The organism is Rothia sp. P100 (assembly GCF_023712425.1).
In the GTDB taxonomy this organism is placed as follows: domain Bacteria; phylum Actinomycetota; class Actinomycetes; order Actinomycetales; family Micrococcaceae; genus Rothia; species Rothia endophytica.
In genome coordinates this window covers 453,415-468,862 of record NZ_JAMAYG010000002.1, presented here as the reverse complement: position 1 = coordinate 468,862, position 15,448 = coordinate 453,415, and the positions used below count along the sequence as shown (strand labels likewise).

General features: G+C 54.1%; 15 protein-coding genes. 11 read left to right on the top strand and 4 right to left on the bottom strand.

Annotated features, from left to right (window positions below):
- The first annotated feature begins 132 nt into the window (after positions 1 to 132).
- From M3668_RS11025 to holA, 4 genes are all read left to right on the top strand, one after another.
- Positions 133 to 1,035: a helix-hairpin-helix domain-containing protein gene (locus tag M3668_RS11025; protein WP_285835768.1), complete on the top strand. Its 903-nt coding sequence runs from the start codon at positions 133 to 135 to the stop codon at positions 1,033 to 1,035.
- 275 nt (positions 1,036 to 1,310) lie between these two features.
- The gene (locus M3668_RS07030; protein ID WP_251380112.1) at positions 1,311 to 2,615 is read left to right on the top strand and encodes a ComEC/Rec2 family competence protein; all 1,305 of its coding nucleotides are present in this window, start codon (positions 1,311 to 1,313) and stop codon (positions 2,613 to 2,615) included.
- Positions 2,612 to 3,502, top strand: a complete 891-nt coding sequence (locus tag M3668_RS07025) for a ComEC/Rec2 family competence protein (RefSeq protein WP_251380111.1) — start codon at positions 2,612 to 2,614, stop codon at positions 3,500 to 3,502. The genes M3668_RS07030 and M3668_RS07025 overlap by 4 nt, the downstream gene beginning before the upstream one ends.
- Before the next feature lie 56 nt (positions 3,503 to 3,558).
- Complete coding sequence (gene holA, locus M3668_RS07020) at positions 3,559 to 4,563, top strand: DNA polymerase III subunit delta (RefSeq protein WP_251380110.1); 1,005 nt, start codon at positions 3,559 to 3,561, stop codon at positions 4,561 to 4,563.
- A 116-nt stretch (positions 4,564 to 4,679) separates the two neighbouring features.
- Here the strand turns inward: holA and rpsT are convergent, their stop codons facing one another.
- Positions 4,680 to 4,943: a 30S ribosomal protein S20 gene (rpsT, locus tag M3668_RS07015; RefSeq protein ID WP_251380109.1), complete on the bottom strand. Its 264-nt coding sequence runs from the start codon at positions 4,941 to 4,943 to the stop codon at positions 4,680 to 4,682.
- A gap of 191 nt (positions 4,944 to 5,134) precedes the next feature.
- Positions 5,135 to 5,806 (bottom strand): type II toxin-antitoxin system PemK/MazF family toxin, encoded by a 672-nt coding sequence (locus M3668_RS07010; RefSeq protein WP_251380108.1) that lies wholly within the window; start codon positions 5,804 to 5,806, stop codon positions 5,135 to 5,137.
- A 214-nt stretch (positions 5,807 to 6,020) separates the two neighbouring features.
- On the opposite strand from M3668_RS07010, the gene lepA reads away from it, so the two are divergent.
- The gene (gene lepA, locus M3668_RS07005) at positions 6,021 to 7,877 is read left to right on the top strand and encodes a translation elongation factor 4 (protein ID WP_251380107.1); all 1,857 of its coding nucleotides are present in this window, start codon (positions 6,021 to 6,023) and stop codon (positions 7,875 to 7,877) included.
- Positions 7,877 to 9,121, top strand: a complete 1,245-nt coding sequence (gene hemW, locus M3668_RS07000) for a radical SAM family heme chaperone HemW (protein ID WP_251380106.1) — start codon at positions 7,877 to 7,879, stop codon at positions 9,119 to 9,121. Before lepA ends, hemW begins: the two co-directional genes overlap by 1 nt.
- A gap of 94 nt (positions 9,122 to 9,215) precedes the next feature.
- Here hemW and M3668_RS06995 read toward each other — a convergent pair whose 3' ends face one another.
- Together M3668_RS06995 and M3668_RS06990 are read right to left on the bottom strand one after the other, a co-directional pair.
- Positions 9,216 to 9,632 carry a DUF4870 domain-containing protein gene (locus M3668_RS06995; protein WP_251380105.1) on the bottom strand — a complete coding sequence of 139 codons (417 nt, stop codon included), beginning with the start codon at positions 9,630 to 9,632 and terminating at the stop codon, positions 9,216 to 9,218.
- Positions 9,633 to 9,781: 149 nt separating this feature from the next.
- Positions 9,782 to 10,654, bottom strand: a complete 873-nt coding sequence (locus tag M3668_RS06990; RefSeq protein WP_425570013.1) for a DUF3097 family protein — start codon at positions 10,652 to 10,654, stop codon at positions 9,782 to 9,784.
- Between the two features lie 127 nt (positions 10,655 to 10,781).
- On the opposite strand from M3668_RS06990, the gene hrcA reads away from it, so the two are divergent.
- The 5 genes from hrcA (at position 10,782) to ybeY (ending at position 15,447) form a co-directional block, all read left to right on the top strand.
- Positions 10,782 to 11,774 carry a heat-inducible transcriptional repressor HrcA gene (hrcA, locus tag M3668_RS06985; protein ID WP_251380104.1) on the top strand — a complete coding sequence of 331 codons (993 nt, stop codon included), beginning with the start codon at positions 10,782 to 10,784 and terminating at the stop codon, positions 11,772 to 11,774.
- A gap of 65 nt (positions 11,775 to 11,839) precedes the next feature.
- Positions 11,840 to 12,970: a molecular chaperone DnaJ gene (dnaJ, locus tag M3668_RS06980; protein WP_251380103.1), complete on the top strand. Its 1,131-nt coding sequence runs from the start codon at positions 11,840 to 11,842 to the stop codon at positions 12,968 to 12,970.
- A 5-nt stretch (positions 12,971 to 12,975) separates the two neighbouring features.
- A complete protein-coding gene (locus M3668_RS06975) occupies positions 12,976 to 13,737 on the top strand; it encodes a 16S rRNA (uracil(1498)-N(3))-methyltransferase (protein WP_251380102.1) in 762 nt (253 codons plus the stop codon).
- A gap of 112 nt (positions 13,738 to 13,849) precedes the next feature.
- Positions 13,850 to 14,941, top strand: a complete 1,092-nt coding sequence (locus tag M3668_RS06970; protein ID WP_251380100.1) for a PhoH family protein — start codon at positions 13,850 to 13,852, stop codon at positions 14,939 to 14,941.
- Complete coding sequence (gene ybeY, locus M3668_RS06965; RefSeq protein ID WP_251380098.1) at positions 14,941 to 15,447, top strand: rRNA maturation RNase YbeY; 507 nt, start codon at positions 14,941 to 14,943, stop codon at positions 15,445 to 15,447. The genes M3668_RS06970 and ybeY overlap by 1 nt, the downstream gene beginning before the upstream one ends.
- Position 15,448: the final 1 nt, after the last annotated feature.

The window sequence follows — 15,448 nt, the reverse complement described above, 5'->3', positions numbered from 1 at the left end:
GTTAAAGACTCGTCTCAGGTTCACCGAGGTGGGTGGGAACTGGCGAGATACATTAGCTCTCAGCCGAGTGGCTCTTATCCACAGATCCTCGTTCTAGAGTTCAGGGCTTACGCCCGTGCTTATCCTGGGGTCATGAAACATGGCAGGCGAGAAGATGGTTCAGGCTGGATCCTACATGATGCTGCTGAGAGCATAGGACCGCAGGAGTCTTTAGGTGACCTAGAGACAGACCGCCTACTAACGAGCCGCCGCTACGGTTCTCAGCGGGCAAGGGTAGACACATCATCGGCTCAACGTAGCCGCGCCCTCCTTAAGGAAACGCTAGAAGCAAACCCTCATCATTCTTCTTCACCAGATCAACACCTCATACGGTGGAAAATTCCCAGTGGGCTCATTGCCACCGTGGCGGTCTTACTTACCCTGTTGACGCTCTGGACAACGATTAAAGGTTCCCTTCCTGGCCAAACTGAAACGGTGTCACTCGCGCTTCCTTCTTCAACCGGCTCTACCTCTGCTCCCTCCTCTTCCCAATATCCTAGTGGCTCAGCGACGCAGGAGTCTTTGAGCCCTGCCCCACAAGAGTCTCTGACGGTCCATGTAGACGGTGCTGTTGCCGCTCCGGGTGTTTATACTCTTCCTCCCGATAGTCGCGTGAACGATGCGGTTCAGGTGGCTGGCGGCGCCCTTCCCGAAGCTGAGACAGGGGCGGTAAACCTGGCAGATAAGCTCTCTGACGGGGTGAAAATCTACCTCCCAACTTCCGGTGAAGCCCCACTTCAGAGTGCAACAGGGCTCACCGACGGTGGGGCAGCGCCCGGGCAGGTTTCTACTGGTGGTGCCAACGTCCTGGTCAACCTCAATACCGCGACCGAAGAAGAGTTACAAACCCTTCCAAAGGTCGGTCCGGTGCTTGCTTCAAATATTATTAGCTGGCGCGAGGAGCACGGCGGGTTTAAAAACATCGAAGAGCTGGACCAGGTCTCGGGAATCGGGCCGGCAACCATGGAAAATCTCAGAGATTTGGTGACACTATGAAGGCTGTACGGGGATCGGAGCGCTTTAAGGAATACTGGCTCTCTGATAGAGACAGACAGCTTCACCTCAGAGAATTACCTCGTCTGTTGGACGCACGGTTGCTGGCCCCATCCACCTGTGTTTGGGCTTTTACCCTTATATGGATTCTGAGCGGTAGTAGGGCAGCGCTTTTAAGTCTGGGCTTCTTAGCTGCAACAACAGCTCTTCTGCCACTGGCCAAAAACTCGGCGCCTATTTCGTGGCGGTCCAGACTGCAACCGCTGTTAGGTGTCCTGATGCTTTGTTTACTCCTTGCTTGCATCCAGGGCGCTCTCATTACCGCTCGTGGTTACCAGGAGCGCTGGGACTTCCTGGACGCGGCCAATGGCCAAGGAGTTCGATTCTCCGGTTCCGTTCTCGCATCCTCTCCCAGTGCTTACGGCGATTCATTGACACAAGTGCGAATAGGGGAGCTCGAATACCGGGGGCAGATTCTTGACCAGTTTCTAACCCTGAGTATTTTTACCGATAGCCGCTTTGAAGCCGGCAGCGAGGTAACAGGGGTGGGCACCCTCACCGTTGATGGTAGCTACTACCGTGTCAAAGGAGGACTTTACTCCCAAAGCACTGATGTACCACCGCCTCCCGTTTACGGTCACAAGACTATGGTCAGGGAGCGGGTTGTGCAGGAGGTAGGAAGGGACGCTGCCGGGTTGCTTCTCGGGATGGCTTACGGTGATGACTCATCCCTCAGTGCTGAGGCTGTTCACAGGATGCGGGTAGCGGGGCTAACCCACTTGACCGCTGTATCGGGGGCTAATATCTCCTTAGTATTTGTGGTCTCTTACCGTCTTGCGCAAAAAATTCGTATTAATCGTTACGCACTGGTTCTTATTGGTCTGATTTCCGCTACCGTTTATGTCGGCTTGGTTGGGTTGGACGGTTCAGTCCTCAGAGCTTGGGTCATGGGTATTTTGGGCGGCTTAGGTATGGTGCTTGGGCACGGTGCTCATCGCGTAACAGCCCTGTGCACCTGTCTTTTAGTTCTGCTGGTCCTCTCTCCAGAACTAGCCAGTAACTATGGGTTCGCCCTCTCTGTCATCGCCACTGCCTCCCTACTCTTCCTGGCGCCAGCACTACGCAGGTTGGCCTCCAAATTCTTGCCCGGAATTCTAGCAGACGTCATTGCCATTCCACTCTCAGCAGCGCTCTGGTGCGCACCGCTCATTCTCTTGCTGTCCGATGCCGTCTACCCCTACACCGTGCTAGCTAATGTACTGGTAGCTCCGATGGTTGCCCCCCTAACCTTCGTGGGGCTCCTTCTCCTCATCGGTGCGGCTCTAGGCCCTTGGGCTAGCTTCCTCGTGTCCTTTCTCTTCTGGGCTGGTGAGCTACTAGCGGGCAGTGTGCACGCAGTGGCCTCTTGGGTTACCCACCTGCCTGCAAGCTCCGTAGCCCTGCCAGCTAGCCCACAGACAGTTGCGGTCAGCACTACCCTGGTTGCCCTTTTCACGGCGGGAATCATAGTCGCAGATAGCAGACTCAACAGACCGCCACCAGTTCGCCAGCCAATCCTGTCAAAGCAGGTAAGCAGAAAGTGAGCGCAACATCGCCCCAAGACCGCCGCAGACTCATCATTTCAGTTTGTCTTTTACTCTGTGTCCTTGCACTGAGCCTCTTCAACCAGAAGACGAGTTCTGCCCAGGCGCCGGACGGTTGGCAGTGGATTACCTGCGATGTCGGTCAAGGGGACGCCCACCTGGTGCGTACCGTGGAAGACCAGGTCTCCCTTATTGATACGGGGGATAGCTACAGCGATTTAGAAGCCTGCCTAGAGTGGGCCCAGGTTGAGAGGCTAGACGCTGTGTTCATAACCCACCAGCACCGTGACCACTATGGCGCCCTAAACGAGCTGGCGGAAAGCTACCCCATAGCTCGCCTTTTTACGTCAGCACATTTTGACCCTGCCCAAGTGCCTCAGGGCATTGAATTGACACAGTTAGCCAGTTCAGATGAATACATCCCAGAGCTTTCCTTAGGCACGGATGCTGAGGTCAGAGTATTGTGGCCGCCAGATAGCCTCGATAGGGTACCGGGGGAGAAGGGCAGCAGTGCTTTGGTTAATAACAGTTCGCTAGTTCTGCACTTTCGTGTTGGTGGGGAGCAACCACTGACAGTTTTAACAACGGGTGACCTTGAAGAGGCAGCCGCCGGTCGTCTCCTCCCGAAGCCAGAGAATCTAGAAGCTAGCATCCTGAAAGTAGCGCACCATGGATCTCGAGGAAGCGGCACCCAGCTCATCGGTGCAACAAACCCAGCCCTGGCGCTGATTAGCGCAGGGCGGGGTAATGACTACGGCCACCCTCATCAAGTCATCACGGACTACCTAAAGCAACACGGGGTGTCTGTAGTCAGGACTGACCAAAGCGGCAGCATCGCACTGGAACAACGAGATCATGAAATTGTAGTAACCCTAGAGGGGCAATAGATGCTCTGCAGAGAATGAAAAAGTCTGCCAGAATAGGAGGGCACCTAAGGAGGCACATGGCACGCACATCACGAGCAAATACCGGCCACGCTAACGGCTGGAGAACAGTAGAACTGGCACCGTTGATCCTGCTCTACGGGTCAGATGACTACTTTGCTCAACGTGCTAAGGAACGACTGCGGGAACTGTATCAGGAGCGTGAAGGTGGTTATGAACTAGCTACCTTGTCCGCTAAGGATTACAGGAGCGGCCAGCTCACCGTCATCACCAGCCCTTCCCTTTTTGACGAACCTAAAATCGTTGAGATTGAGAATGTAGCCCAGATGAGCGACGTTTTTCTCATCGATGCTCTCGACTATGCCCAGAACCCCTCCTCAACGGCTGTTGTGGTATTAAGTCATAGCGGCGGTAACCGCGGTAAGAAGCTGATTGACACCGTTCGAGCTTCCCGCGCCTTCCCCCTGGTCGAATGCAAGCCGCTGAAAACCGAAAAAGATAAGACAGACTTTGTGCTCTATGAGTTTAGAGCACTGGGCAAAAAGATTACTGCCGAGGCTGCACAGGCTCTAGCGCAAGCAACTTCTGATACAGCGGAACTAGCTTCATCCTGCCGGCAACTGCATGCAGATGGCCCCGATACCATTGATATCTCAGTTGTTGACCGTTACTACGGTGGACGTACTGAAGTGACCGCCTTTAAGGTGAGCGACGCTGCTGTGGCGGGTAATAGTAGAGACGCTGTTAAGCTGCTCCGTCAGGCTCTAGACACCGGTAGTGACCCTATCCCTATGCTGGGCGCACTAGCTTTGCGTATGCGCAATATAGCTAAAGTTCACGGCATTCGGGGGAGCGCTCAGCAGCTAGCCAGTAATCTCAAAATGGCGCCCTGGCAGGTCGAAGTAGCCATTCGGGATTCACGACGCTACTCGGTTGAGGATATCGCGGCTATTATGCAGGTTTTGGCTGACACTGACGCTGCACTCAAGGGGGAGAACCTTGACGCTCTCTATCCCCTGGGAAAAGCAGTGCTTGCTGTTTCCCGTGCCTCCCAGCATCATTAGAAAGAATTATCATCCTAAACTTAAAGCACGTTGCCCCGCTGACCAGTGAATGGTCAGCGGGGCAACGTGTCACTTCGCTAAATAGACAGCCAGCTAGAGGGGCTGGCAGAGAAAAATTAGGAAAGTTTGTTTACGCGAGCTGCGAGGCCTGACTTCTTGTTTGCAGCGTTCTTCTTGTGAAGAACACCCTTGGAAACAGCCTTGTCAAGCTTACGGCTTGCAGTGCGCAGAGCATCGGTTGCTGCTGCTGCGTCCTGCGCCTCAACTGCCTCGTTGACGCGGCGTAGGCTGGTCTTGAGGTCGGACTTGATTGCGTTGTTACGCAGACGAGCCTTTTCGTTGGTGAGGATACGCTTTTTCTGAGACTTAATGTTAGCCACGGTGTAAAAACTTTCTGTTTTTGTCTAATTGGTCGGTGAGGGCTTCGCTGTTCGATCATCGACTGAGCGGCGTGGGGATGCCTATGGCAATCGAACAGCAGTGCCCGATGACCATCGGACACACAAGGATTAACTCTAACAGGCTTACCCTCATCTTGGGCAGAGATGCGGGCAACATTTAGAACTCCGGTTTAAAGCTGACGGTAAGCGTTGGAGACGAGGTCGAAGGTTTCACGGGGCATGATGGCGCCCTCGCGGCGGATTCCATCAGAATTCAGGCGAATTACGCGGTCCAGCTTCACTTCCGAAGCGCGACCTTCCTTATCCCAGACTCCGCTACCGATATCTATGTAGTTCGAAGCCTTGTTCACCGCATTGTTGTGGTCTTTGCTGGTTAACATGAGAGCCAAAAGGTAGTCTCCCTCGCGACCAACAATCACAACCGGGCGATCTTTGCCCTGCTGGTAATCCTCTTCAAAGGGAACCCAGGCCCACACAACCTCACCGGGGTCAGCTTTGCCGTCCGGAACAGGTGAGTAATCAAAAGGTAGGCTACCAAAGTAGTCCCCGGGGTATCCTCCTGCTTGCCAGCTCCCAGAGGTGGAGCCAGAAGTAGCACCTGGGTCTGCATAGGGGTTAGACCGTGCATAAGGATTTGCCGGGGGAGCAGTGCGGGGTTGCTGCTGGCGACTAAAATTACCAAAGTTGCCACTTTGCTCTTCTTTGGGTGGGGCGTACCCAGCTGGCTGGTTGGTGGAGCGTGACTGCTGCCTGGCTGTTTCACGCGCCTTCTTATTTTGGTATTTATTCCATTCGCGGTAGACCCTTTGCCCAATATTGAGGGCCTGTTGGATAGTTCTCATGTTGATCTTCATACCTATAAGAATAGGTGAATAGCACATACAAGTACCTGAAAACTCCCTGAGTTCTTCGTAGATACCTCGGCAGGTGTTGAAAGTGCAAAGTCACCCTGGATGTGGGAAACTTATTAACTAACCTATACCAACTCTCTGCGCGCCGGCGTCCGCCCCAGATGCGTGCAACTGTGTTGTAACCAGCCGTGAAAGGAACCACAGCTTGTCACCTCTGGCAACTAAACCGCCCAAACCTGCGGCCACCAACCCAGAAATTATCCGTAATTTTTGCATTATCGCGCATATTGACCACGGTAAGTCCACGTTGGCTGACCGCATGCTTCAGGCAACGGGGGTTGTGACTCCACGCGAGATGAAGGCTCAGTACCTGGATCGTATGGATATTGAGCGGGAGCGCGGTATTACCATCAAGTCCCAAGCAGTGCGCATGCCCTGGGAGGTAGACGGAGTCAACTATGCCCTCAATATGATTGATACTCCGGGTCACGTGGACTTCACCTACGAAGTCTCTCGTTCTCTGGCAGCCTGCGAAGGTGCTTTGCTACTGGTGGACGCCGCGCAGGGAATTGAAGCTCAGACCCTGGCCAACCTCTACTTGGCCATGGAAAATGATCTCACTATCATTCCGGTGCTCAATAAGATTGACCTACCGGCCGCTCAGCCAGAAAAGTATGCTGAAGAACTTGCCAACCTCATTGGGGTTGAGCCAGATGAGGTTCTTCGCGTTTCAGGTAAGACCGGTGAAGGCGTTGAGGATCTACTCAACCGCATTGTTGAGCTGCTTCCTGCGCCGCAGGGTGAGCCGGATTCACCTGCCCGCGCCATGATTTTTGACTCGGTCTACGATTCTTACCGCGGTGTAGTGACCTATGTGCGCGTTGTGGACGGAAAGCTCAGCCCCCGTCAAAAAATTAAGATGATGTCCACCGGTGCTGAACACGAGCTGTTGGAGATTGGCGTTATTTCACCTGAGCCCAAACCAACCGATGGTTTGGCAGTTGGTGAGGTGGGCTACCTTATCACGGGCGTAAAGGACGTCCGTCTGTCCCGCGTAGGTGATACTGTCACTTCGGCTCAGAAGTCAGCTACAGAAGAGCTGGGTGGCTATGAGGACCCCAAGCCCATGGTCTTCTCGGGCCTCTTCCCCATTGACGGTTCTGATTACCCCGCTCTTCGTGACGCCCTGGATAAGCTCCAGCTTAACGATGCTGCTCTGGTGTATGAGCCTGAGACATCGGCGGCCCTAGGCTTTGGTTTCCGCTGTGGGTTCCTGGGTCTGCTCCACCTTGAGATTGTGCGCGAGCGCCTGGAGCGCGAGTTTAATCTGGACCTCATTTCAACGGCTCCTAACGTTATTTATGACGTGGTGGCTGAGGATGGAACCTCGCAGCGAGTGACTAACCCCAGTGAGTTCCCCGAGGGTAAGGTAGCCACCATTAGGGAACCCATGGTTGCCTGCACCATCATCGCTCCTAACGAATTTGTGGGTGCGATTATGGAGCTTTGTCAGTCACGTCGCGGCACTATGGGTGGCATGGACTACCTATCTCAGGATCGTGTTGAGTTGCGATACCGCCTGCCCCTAGCCGAGATTGTGTTCGACTTCTTTGATCAGCTCAAGTCCAAGACTCGCGGCTATGCCTCACTTGACTGGAAGTTTGACGGAGAAGAAGAAGCCGATCTGGTCAAGGTAGATATTCTTCTGCAGGGCGAGAAGGTCGATGCTTTTAGTGCTATCACCCACCGGGATAAGGCCTACTCCTACGGCACGATGATGACCGGCAAGTTGCGTGAGTTGATCCCTCGTCAGCAGTTTGAGGTGCCCATCCAGGCGGCAATTGGTTCTCGTATTATTGCTCGTGAGAATATACGCGCTATGCGTAAGGACGTGCTTTCTAAGTGTTACGGCGGCGATATTTCGCGTAAGCGTAAGTTGCTGGAGAAGCAGAAGGAAGGCAAGAAGCGCATGAAGATGGTGGGCCGTGTTGAGGTTCCGCAGGAAGCCTTCATCGCAGCGCTGTCTTCCGGTGAAGAGTCGAAGGATAAAGCAAAAAAATAATGCCGGCTCAGCCTATAGGCGCTCCGGCACCATTACACGGCAGAATCCCCGCGGGTTCTGCCGTTCGGTGCGAGGAGCGCGATTTCAGCCTCTATGTCCATGTGCCCTTTTGCTCGGTGCGCTGCGGCTACTGCGATTTCAATACTTATGCCACCGATGATTTTGGTAACGGCGTCGGTCTTGGGTCCTATGCTCAGGACGCTGTGGCAGAGCTTGAGTTCGCGCAGCGTGTCCTGCGGGAGTCAGGGGTGCCAGACCGCCCCCTCTATTCGATTTTTTTTGGTGGTGGTACGCCTACCAAGCTTCCGGCAGCAGACCTGGTCACCGTTTTGCAGTCGGCCATTGAATTGTTTGGGTTGCAGAAGGGTGCAGAGGTCACCACTGAAGCTAATCCTGACTCAGTAACCAGAGATGACCTTTTCGAGCTCAGAGCTGGTGGTTTTACCCGCGTTTCTTTTGGTATGCAGTCTGTTATTCCCTCAGTTCTGGAAGTTCTTGACCGTACCCATACACCGGCCAACGTGCCCAAAGTGGTGCAGTGGGCCAAAGAGGCTGGCCTGCAGGTATCAGTTGACCTCATTTACGGAACTCCCGGGGAGACCCTTGAGCAGTGGCGTGAATCAGCCCAAGCTGCGGTGAGCTATCAACCGGATCATATATCTGCCTACTCTCTCATCATCGAAGAGGGTACTAAACTGGCTGCCCAGATTCGGCGTGGAGACTACCAGATGCCTGATAATGATCTCATGGCTGATATGTACCTGGCAGCCGAGGAGATCTTTAGCGCTGGTGGCTACCACTGGTACGAAGTATCAAACTATTCGACTACCGAGGCCACCCGCAGTCGTCACAACTATGCCTATTGGCGCAACCAGGATTGGTGGGGCATTGGCCCGGGCGCTCACTCGCATATCAACGGTACTCGGTGGTGGAACCTGAAGCACCCGGTACCCTATGCCCACAAGGTGAGAGAAGGGCTGAGCCCGGCAGCTGCACGTGAAGTTCTGTCTGCTGAAACTCGCCGGTTCGAAGATATCATGCTGCAGGTTCGCGTCATTGATGGGCTGCATATCAGCAAACTTGACGGTAGTCGCTCTCCTCAAGACATTGAGAGCTCCCTGGACTGGCTTCAGGCTCAGGGCTTAATTGAGCCCCGAGCCCGATCAGAGGGTAGGGTGCAACTAACGCTACAGGGAAGGTTACTGGGAGATGCCGTAACCCGCGAACTCTTACCAGACCTATAAACTGGTTATACTCCTAGACCACATATGCGGTCTTGTGTAAAAGCGATGCCCGGCACCTTGAGCGCCGGGCATCGCTTTGGTTTATCGACTGCCGTTACTTTTTACGGTTCAGAATGCGGGTAAAAAGTTGGGTGTTAAAACGGTACTGATAAGGGTTACCTCGAGTTACCTTGATACCAGCAATTAGCGAGGAAACTGCGAGGAAGGTCCAGGTGAGAGCTGCCAAGAGACCAAAGAACCAACCGATAGCGGGCACACCGCTGAGAATGATTGACACAGCGATGACGAGAGTGGGCAACAGAGTGAAATCTAGTGCTTCTCTTGATTCTTGTTCGGTAAAGGGGCCACGGCCGCGGTAGAGGTAGTAAATGACGGCCGAAGGAATGCACCCAATGACACCTCCAAAGTGAGCGGTGGTTGCAATGTTTCGATCAGCCGCTACTGAAAGATGCGAGGCGGTAGCCGGTGAGCCCTTGTAAGCGTTTGCTGAGGGAGAGGTTGCGGTCTTCAAAAATTTTCTCTTTGAGTGTGGTGCGAACGGGTGGTGGCAGAAGACAGGGTAGGTCTTGCGCTGTGACCATTCTAATGAAAATTTGGTGTAGAGAACATATCGGTGACAGGCATTTTTGCTGTCTTGGTCACGATGTTTGTCACATAAGACTAGGGTTCTAAGGTGACAAAGTCGATGAGTTGTTCGACGGGGCCGAGAAGGGCTGGTTCTAAATCTGTATAGGTTTCGACTTTTGAAAGGATAGTCTTCCAGCCAGTGGCAATATCTGCTTGTGTTTCGTGAGGCCACCCGAAGCGCCGTAGTATGCCCTTTTTCCACTCTTCTGAGCGCGGAATAGAGGGCCAGGCATCGATGCCTACAACACTTGGTTTGACGGCCTGCCAGATATCTACAAAAGGGTGACCAACGATGGTGACATTTCCGCGTGCACCAGGAGCTTGTAAAGCCTGTGCAACGATTCTGCTTTCTTTGCTCCCTTCCACCAGGTGATCCACCAGGATACCCAGTTTGCGGTGCGGTGCAGGGCCGAAGGCCGCTATGGCAGTAGCGAGGTCATCCACGCCGTGTAGGGGTTCTACAACGATTCCTTCTACTCTGAGGTCGTGACCCCATACTTTTTCCACCAGCTCTGCATCGTGCGTCCCTTCCACCCATATGCGGGAGGCACGTGCGGTGCGAGATGGGGCGCTCTCAACAGCGCGGGAGCCTGATCGAGAGATTTGTGGCTTTGTTTGTTGCGGTTGACGTGCAGGGACGACGGCGCTGACCGGCTGTCCCTCGTAGAGAAAACCTGGTCCTAGCGGAAATTTTTTGACCTTTCCGTATCGGTCTTCTAGACCGATAACGCGCATGCCGCCGATGGTTTCTAACGAGACGACTACTCCTACCCAGCCACTTTGTACGTCCTCCAGTAGAAGACCAGGTTTGACAGCAATTTTTCTGGGCACTGCGACTCGGTGGTTAGTGAGGTCAGCTGACCCCCAACTGTCTCTGTAATCCACTAGCTGCCTTTCTGCGCGCACCTGCCCACCTTAGCCATGAGCGTACCGAATTCTGATTCTATCCCAGGGGGTATTAGAGTTAAGCGGTGTTAGCACTCTCAACCTGAGGGTGCTAGTTATGAAGCTCGTTTTAGCCCAGGAGGTGCATATGGATCACCCTCGTCGCCTGCAGGTTCTACAGGCAATTGTTGAAGATTATGTGCACCTGCGTGAGCCGGTGGGCTCGAAAGCTCTCATTGAGCGGCACAATCTGGGTGTCTCAAGTGCCACTGTGCGCAACGACATGGCGGCACTCGAAGAAGCTGGGCTTATCAAGGCTCCTCATGCGAGCGCGGGGCGGGTTCCGACGGACCAGGGCTATCGGGTTTTTGTAGACCGCGTAGCGCAGGTTCAGCCGCTAAGTTCTGCTGAGAAACGAGCTATACAAACACTTCTAGATAGCGCCGAGGACATCGACGAGATGATGGGGCGTAGCGCCCGTCTGCTGTCGCATCTTACACAGCAGGTTGCACTTGTTCAGTACCCGCGTAAAAAAACGGTGACGGTCCGGCATATTGAGCTGGTACCCCTTTCAAACGCCATGATTTTGATGGTGCTGATTACCAACACCGGTCAGATCCTTCAACGCAATGTGGCAACTTTGCACACCGAAGAACAGCTGTCTTTTTGGCGCAGAGTACTGAACCAACAGTGTGAGGGTGAGCCGCTGCATCTGCTGACTGAGCTTCAGCCCACACCTCCTGATGCCCCTGGGCTCAGCCCCCTCTGGGCTGCTCTCCAAGCAATGGGAAGCCAGGGAGACCCCACCCGTTTACTGGTGTCAGGTACCGCTTACCTAGCTGAGGGAGCCGTAGACTTTAGCCGCAGCATTGCGCCGGTGCTCGACGCTCTAGAAGAACAGGTAGTTCTGCTCAAACTCTTGACCGGCATCGACCGAAACGAACAGGGTTTTGCTGTCAGTATCGGTCAAGAGAACCCGGAAGATTCGCTGTCAGAGGCAGCGGTCATTGCTCGCGGTTATGGCCCTGATGAAGCAGCTGCCTTAGGAGTAGTAGGGCCAACCCGAATGGATTACTCCATGACTATTTCAAAGGTCAACGCTGTGGCGCGTTACCTGTCAAAGATTTTGAGCGAGTCCTAGGGGCAACTGCCTTTAGCGCTTCGTTCGGTATATTTTGTGTGAACCTACTCTAGAAAGAGGAATCAGTGAGCAGTCACTACGAAACTTTGGGTGTGTCCAAAGATGCGTCCGCAGAAGACATTAAGAAGGCTTACCGCAAGAAGGCTCGTCAGTTGCACCCTGACATTAACCCTTCGGAAGAGGCTGCAGAGCAGTTCAAGCGGGTATCACTAGCTCATGATGTGCTCTCCGATCCTGAAAAGCGTCGTATCTACGACCAGACCGGTAACGAAAATGGTTCTGCCGGGGGCTTTGGCAGTGCGGGTGGTTTCGGTGGTGGCTTTGGTGGCTTCCAGGATATTTTTGATACCTTCTTCAACTCAGGTCCCACCGGGCCGCAGAGCCGCATGCGTCAGGGCCAAGATGCCCTCATCAACGTGAAAATCGACTTGCTGGAGGCCGTCTTCGGCGTTAATAAGCCCATCACTGTTGACACAGCGGTCACCTGTGGGCGCTGTGAGGGTGAAGGCACCGCAGAAGGCACTCACCCTGAGACTTGTTCGACCTGCCACGGTCAGGGTTACATGCAACGCCAGGTTCAATCTATTCTGGGTACTGTCGTCCAGCCGGTTGAGTGCCCGTCCTGCCGTGGTTTTGGCACTGTTATCAAGAATCCCTGTGCTGAGTGCTACGGTGAGGGCCGTGTGCGCGAGCGCAAGCCGCTCACCATCAAAATTCCTGCAGGTGTTACTAACGGTGCCCGCATTCGCTTGGCTGGTCAGGGTGAAGCGGGCACTGCGGGTGGCCCCAACGGGGATCTTTACGTTGAGCTGCGAGTAGCATCTCACCCTGTGTTCGTCCGCGACGGTGATGACCTGGTAGCAACACTGGGTGTGCCCATGACTGCTGCCGCCCTGGGAACCACCGTTACGCTGGAGACCTTCGATGGGGTTCAGGAGGTTAACGTACCGGCCGGTACCCAGTCTGGCGATATCATCACTCTCAAAGAACTGGGCGTGACCCGTCTACGCGGTGGCGGTAGGGGCGATATCCATGTACAGATTGAGGTGCGCACTCCCACCCGCATGACCGAGGAACAGAAGAACCTTCTGTTGCAGTTCTCTGAGTCCCGCGGTGAAGACCTCAAGGTCAGCGAAACGCTTTCAAATAAGAAGTCCGGGGGCTTTTTCTCCCGCCTTAAAGATCATCTGAAGTAATCCCTATGACAAACGCGGTCTACTACATTAGCACCCCCGAATTTGACCTCTTGGAAGAAGGTAGCACCTTTGACCTGACGGGCGATGAAGGGCACCATGCTAAGAATGTGAAGCGGGCTGAGGTTGGCGAGGGCATTGATTTAGCAGATGGTGCAGGACGGCGCGCTACCGGGTCAGTTCTTGGAATCCTAGATGCTGGTGTCAGGGTTGGCATTAACCTGCTCACCCAGCAGTCACAGCAGGTGACCATCTATCTAGTTCAAGCTCTTGCCAAGGGCGATCGTGACATCCAGGCTATAGAAATGGCTACGGAACTGGGTGCTCATGGAGTCGTACCGTGGAGTGCTGACCGATCTATTGTGCGGTGGAAAATGGAGCGCGCCGCTAAAGCTCATGCCAAGTGGCAGAACACCGTGCGGGCTGCTGCAAAGCAGTCCAGGCGAGCTGTCATACCGCAAGTTTTTGAGCAGCACAGTAGCGCTGACCTGGCTGAATTAGCCCGTGAGCTGGGCGATACCGCTCTCTTTCTGGTACTGCATGAGCAGGCTGAGCTCCGACTAACCCAAGAACTTTCAGCCCGTCTGACCGATACCGTTGAAGAGATTTATTTCTTGGTAGGCCCAGAGGGGGGAGTGAGCCCGCGTGAACTCGACCTCTTAAAATCCGCCGGATCCAGGGTCGTCCTCTTGGGCGATGAGGTGCTGCGCAGTTCCACCGCGGGGGCCGCCGCTATCTCAACCCTCAACGTCGCACTAGGCCGCTGGTAGCTGTAATATCACTGACCGCAAAACTTCTACCTCCTGGTCCCCGCGCTCGGTAAAGTAGTTTTTACCCACTTTGCTATTGCCAAGGAGCTCTGAAAGACCTGCGAGGTCACCTATGACTACTGCATCCGCTACGCACCGCCCCCTAACCGTTGCTCGAACTTTTTCTTTCCGCTCAATTGAAGAGATGGTGGCCGTCCTTGGCCCCCACGATGGCAACATCACCCTGATTGAACATGCTTTCCCGGGTCTCGCCATCCGCCCTAAGGGGTTAGATGTTGTGGTCACCGGCCCTTCTGAAACCGCAGGGACCACCGTGCGGTTGTTAGGTGAGCTGGTCCAGCTTGTTCAAAATGACACCCAGGTTACCACCGAAGTGGTCACTCGCATTATGGGCATGATGACAGCCACGCTGGCGCATCCAGCTGCGGCCATTAGCCATAACATTCTGAGTTCACGGGGTAAGAACATCCGCCCCAAGACCATCAACCAAAAAAGCTACGTTGATGCCATTGACGCTAATACCGTTATTTTCGGTATTGGCCCGGCTGGTACCGGTAAAACCTACCTCGCTATGGCAAAAGCTGTTCAGGCATTGCAGGCTAAAGAGGTTAACCGCATTATTCTGACTCGCCCCGCGGTAGAGGCTGGGGAGCGGCTAGGCTTTTTGCCCGGCTCGCTCCACGAGAAAATCGACCCCTACCTGCGCCCGCTCTACGATGCGCTTCATGACATGATGGACCCGGAGTCTATCCCGCGTCTGATGGAGGCCGGGACCATTGAGGTAGCGCCTCTTGCCTATATGCGTGGCCGCACCCTCAACGATGCCTTCATTGTCTTGGACGAAGCTCAGAATACCACTGTTGAGCAGATGAAGATGTTCCTCACACGCCTGGGTTTTGGCTCCAAGATGGTGATTACTGGTGACGTTACTCAGATTGATCTTCCGGGTGGACATGCGTCGGGTCTTAAACAAATTCGCCAGATTCTTGAGGGAGTCGAAGATATTCATTTTTCTTTGCTACAGGCTGAGGACGTGGTTCGTCATTCGCTCGTGTCAGATATTGTGAGTGCCTATGATCGCTGGGACGAAACGAAATCTAATATCGATCGCCGGAAAACTCGCAAGGTCAAACGCCAAACCATTGAAGCTGCGGCTGAGAAGCTACTTGAAAAATCGGGTATTGAAGTATCTAAGGACCACTAATGAACATTGAATTTGATATTGAGGATGCCGCCCAGGATGCTTCTGAAACCGTTCGTCAGTCTTTTGCTGAGGTTGATACAAACGTCCTAGAGCGTCTGGTAGCTCATGCTTTCGCTCATCTGAATGTTTCCGCAGAGACTGAGCTTTCCATCAGCGTCGTGGGTGAGTCTGAAATGGAGCGTATTCACCTAGAGTGGATGGATCTGCCCGGGCCAACCGATGTAATGTCCTTTCCAATGGACGAGTTAACTCCAGGTACACCGGACCAGCTGGCCACTGGTGTGCTGGGCGATATCGTGCTCTGCCCACCGGTAGCTTCTGCTCAGGGCAAAGAAGCCGGGCATTCGACTCTTGATGAGCTCTGTTTGCTCACCACCCATGGCATCCTGCATTGCCTGGGCTACGATCACGCCACGAAAGAAGAGGAAGCTGAGATGTTCGGTATCCAGCGAACTATTCTTGAAGACTTTCTCGGTCGCCCTGCTCCCGTGGAAACGAGGCACTAAC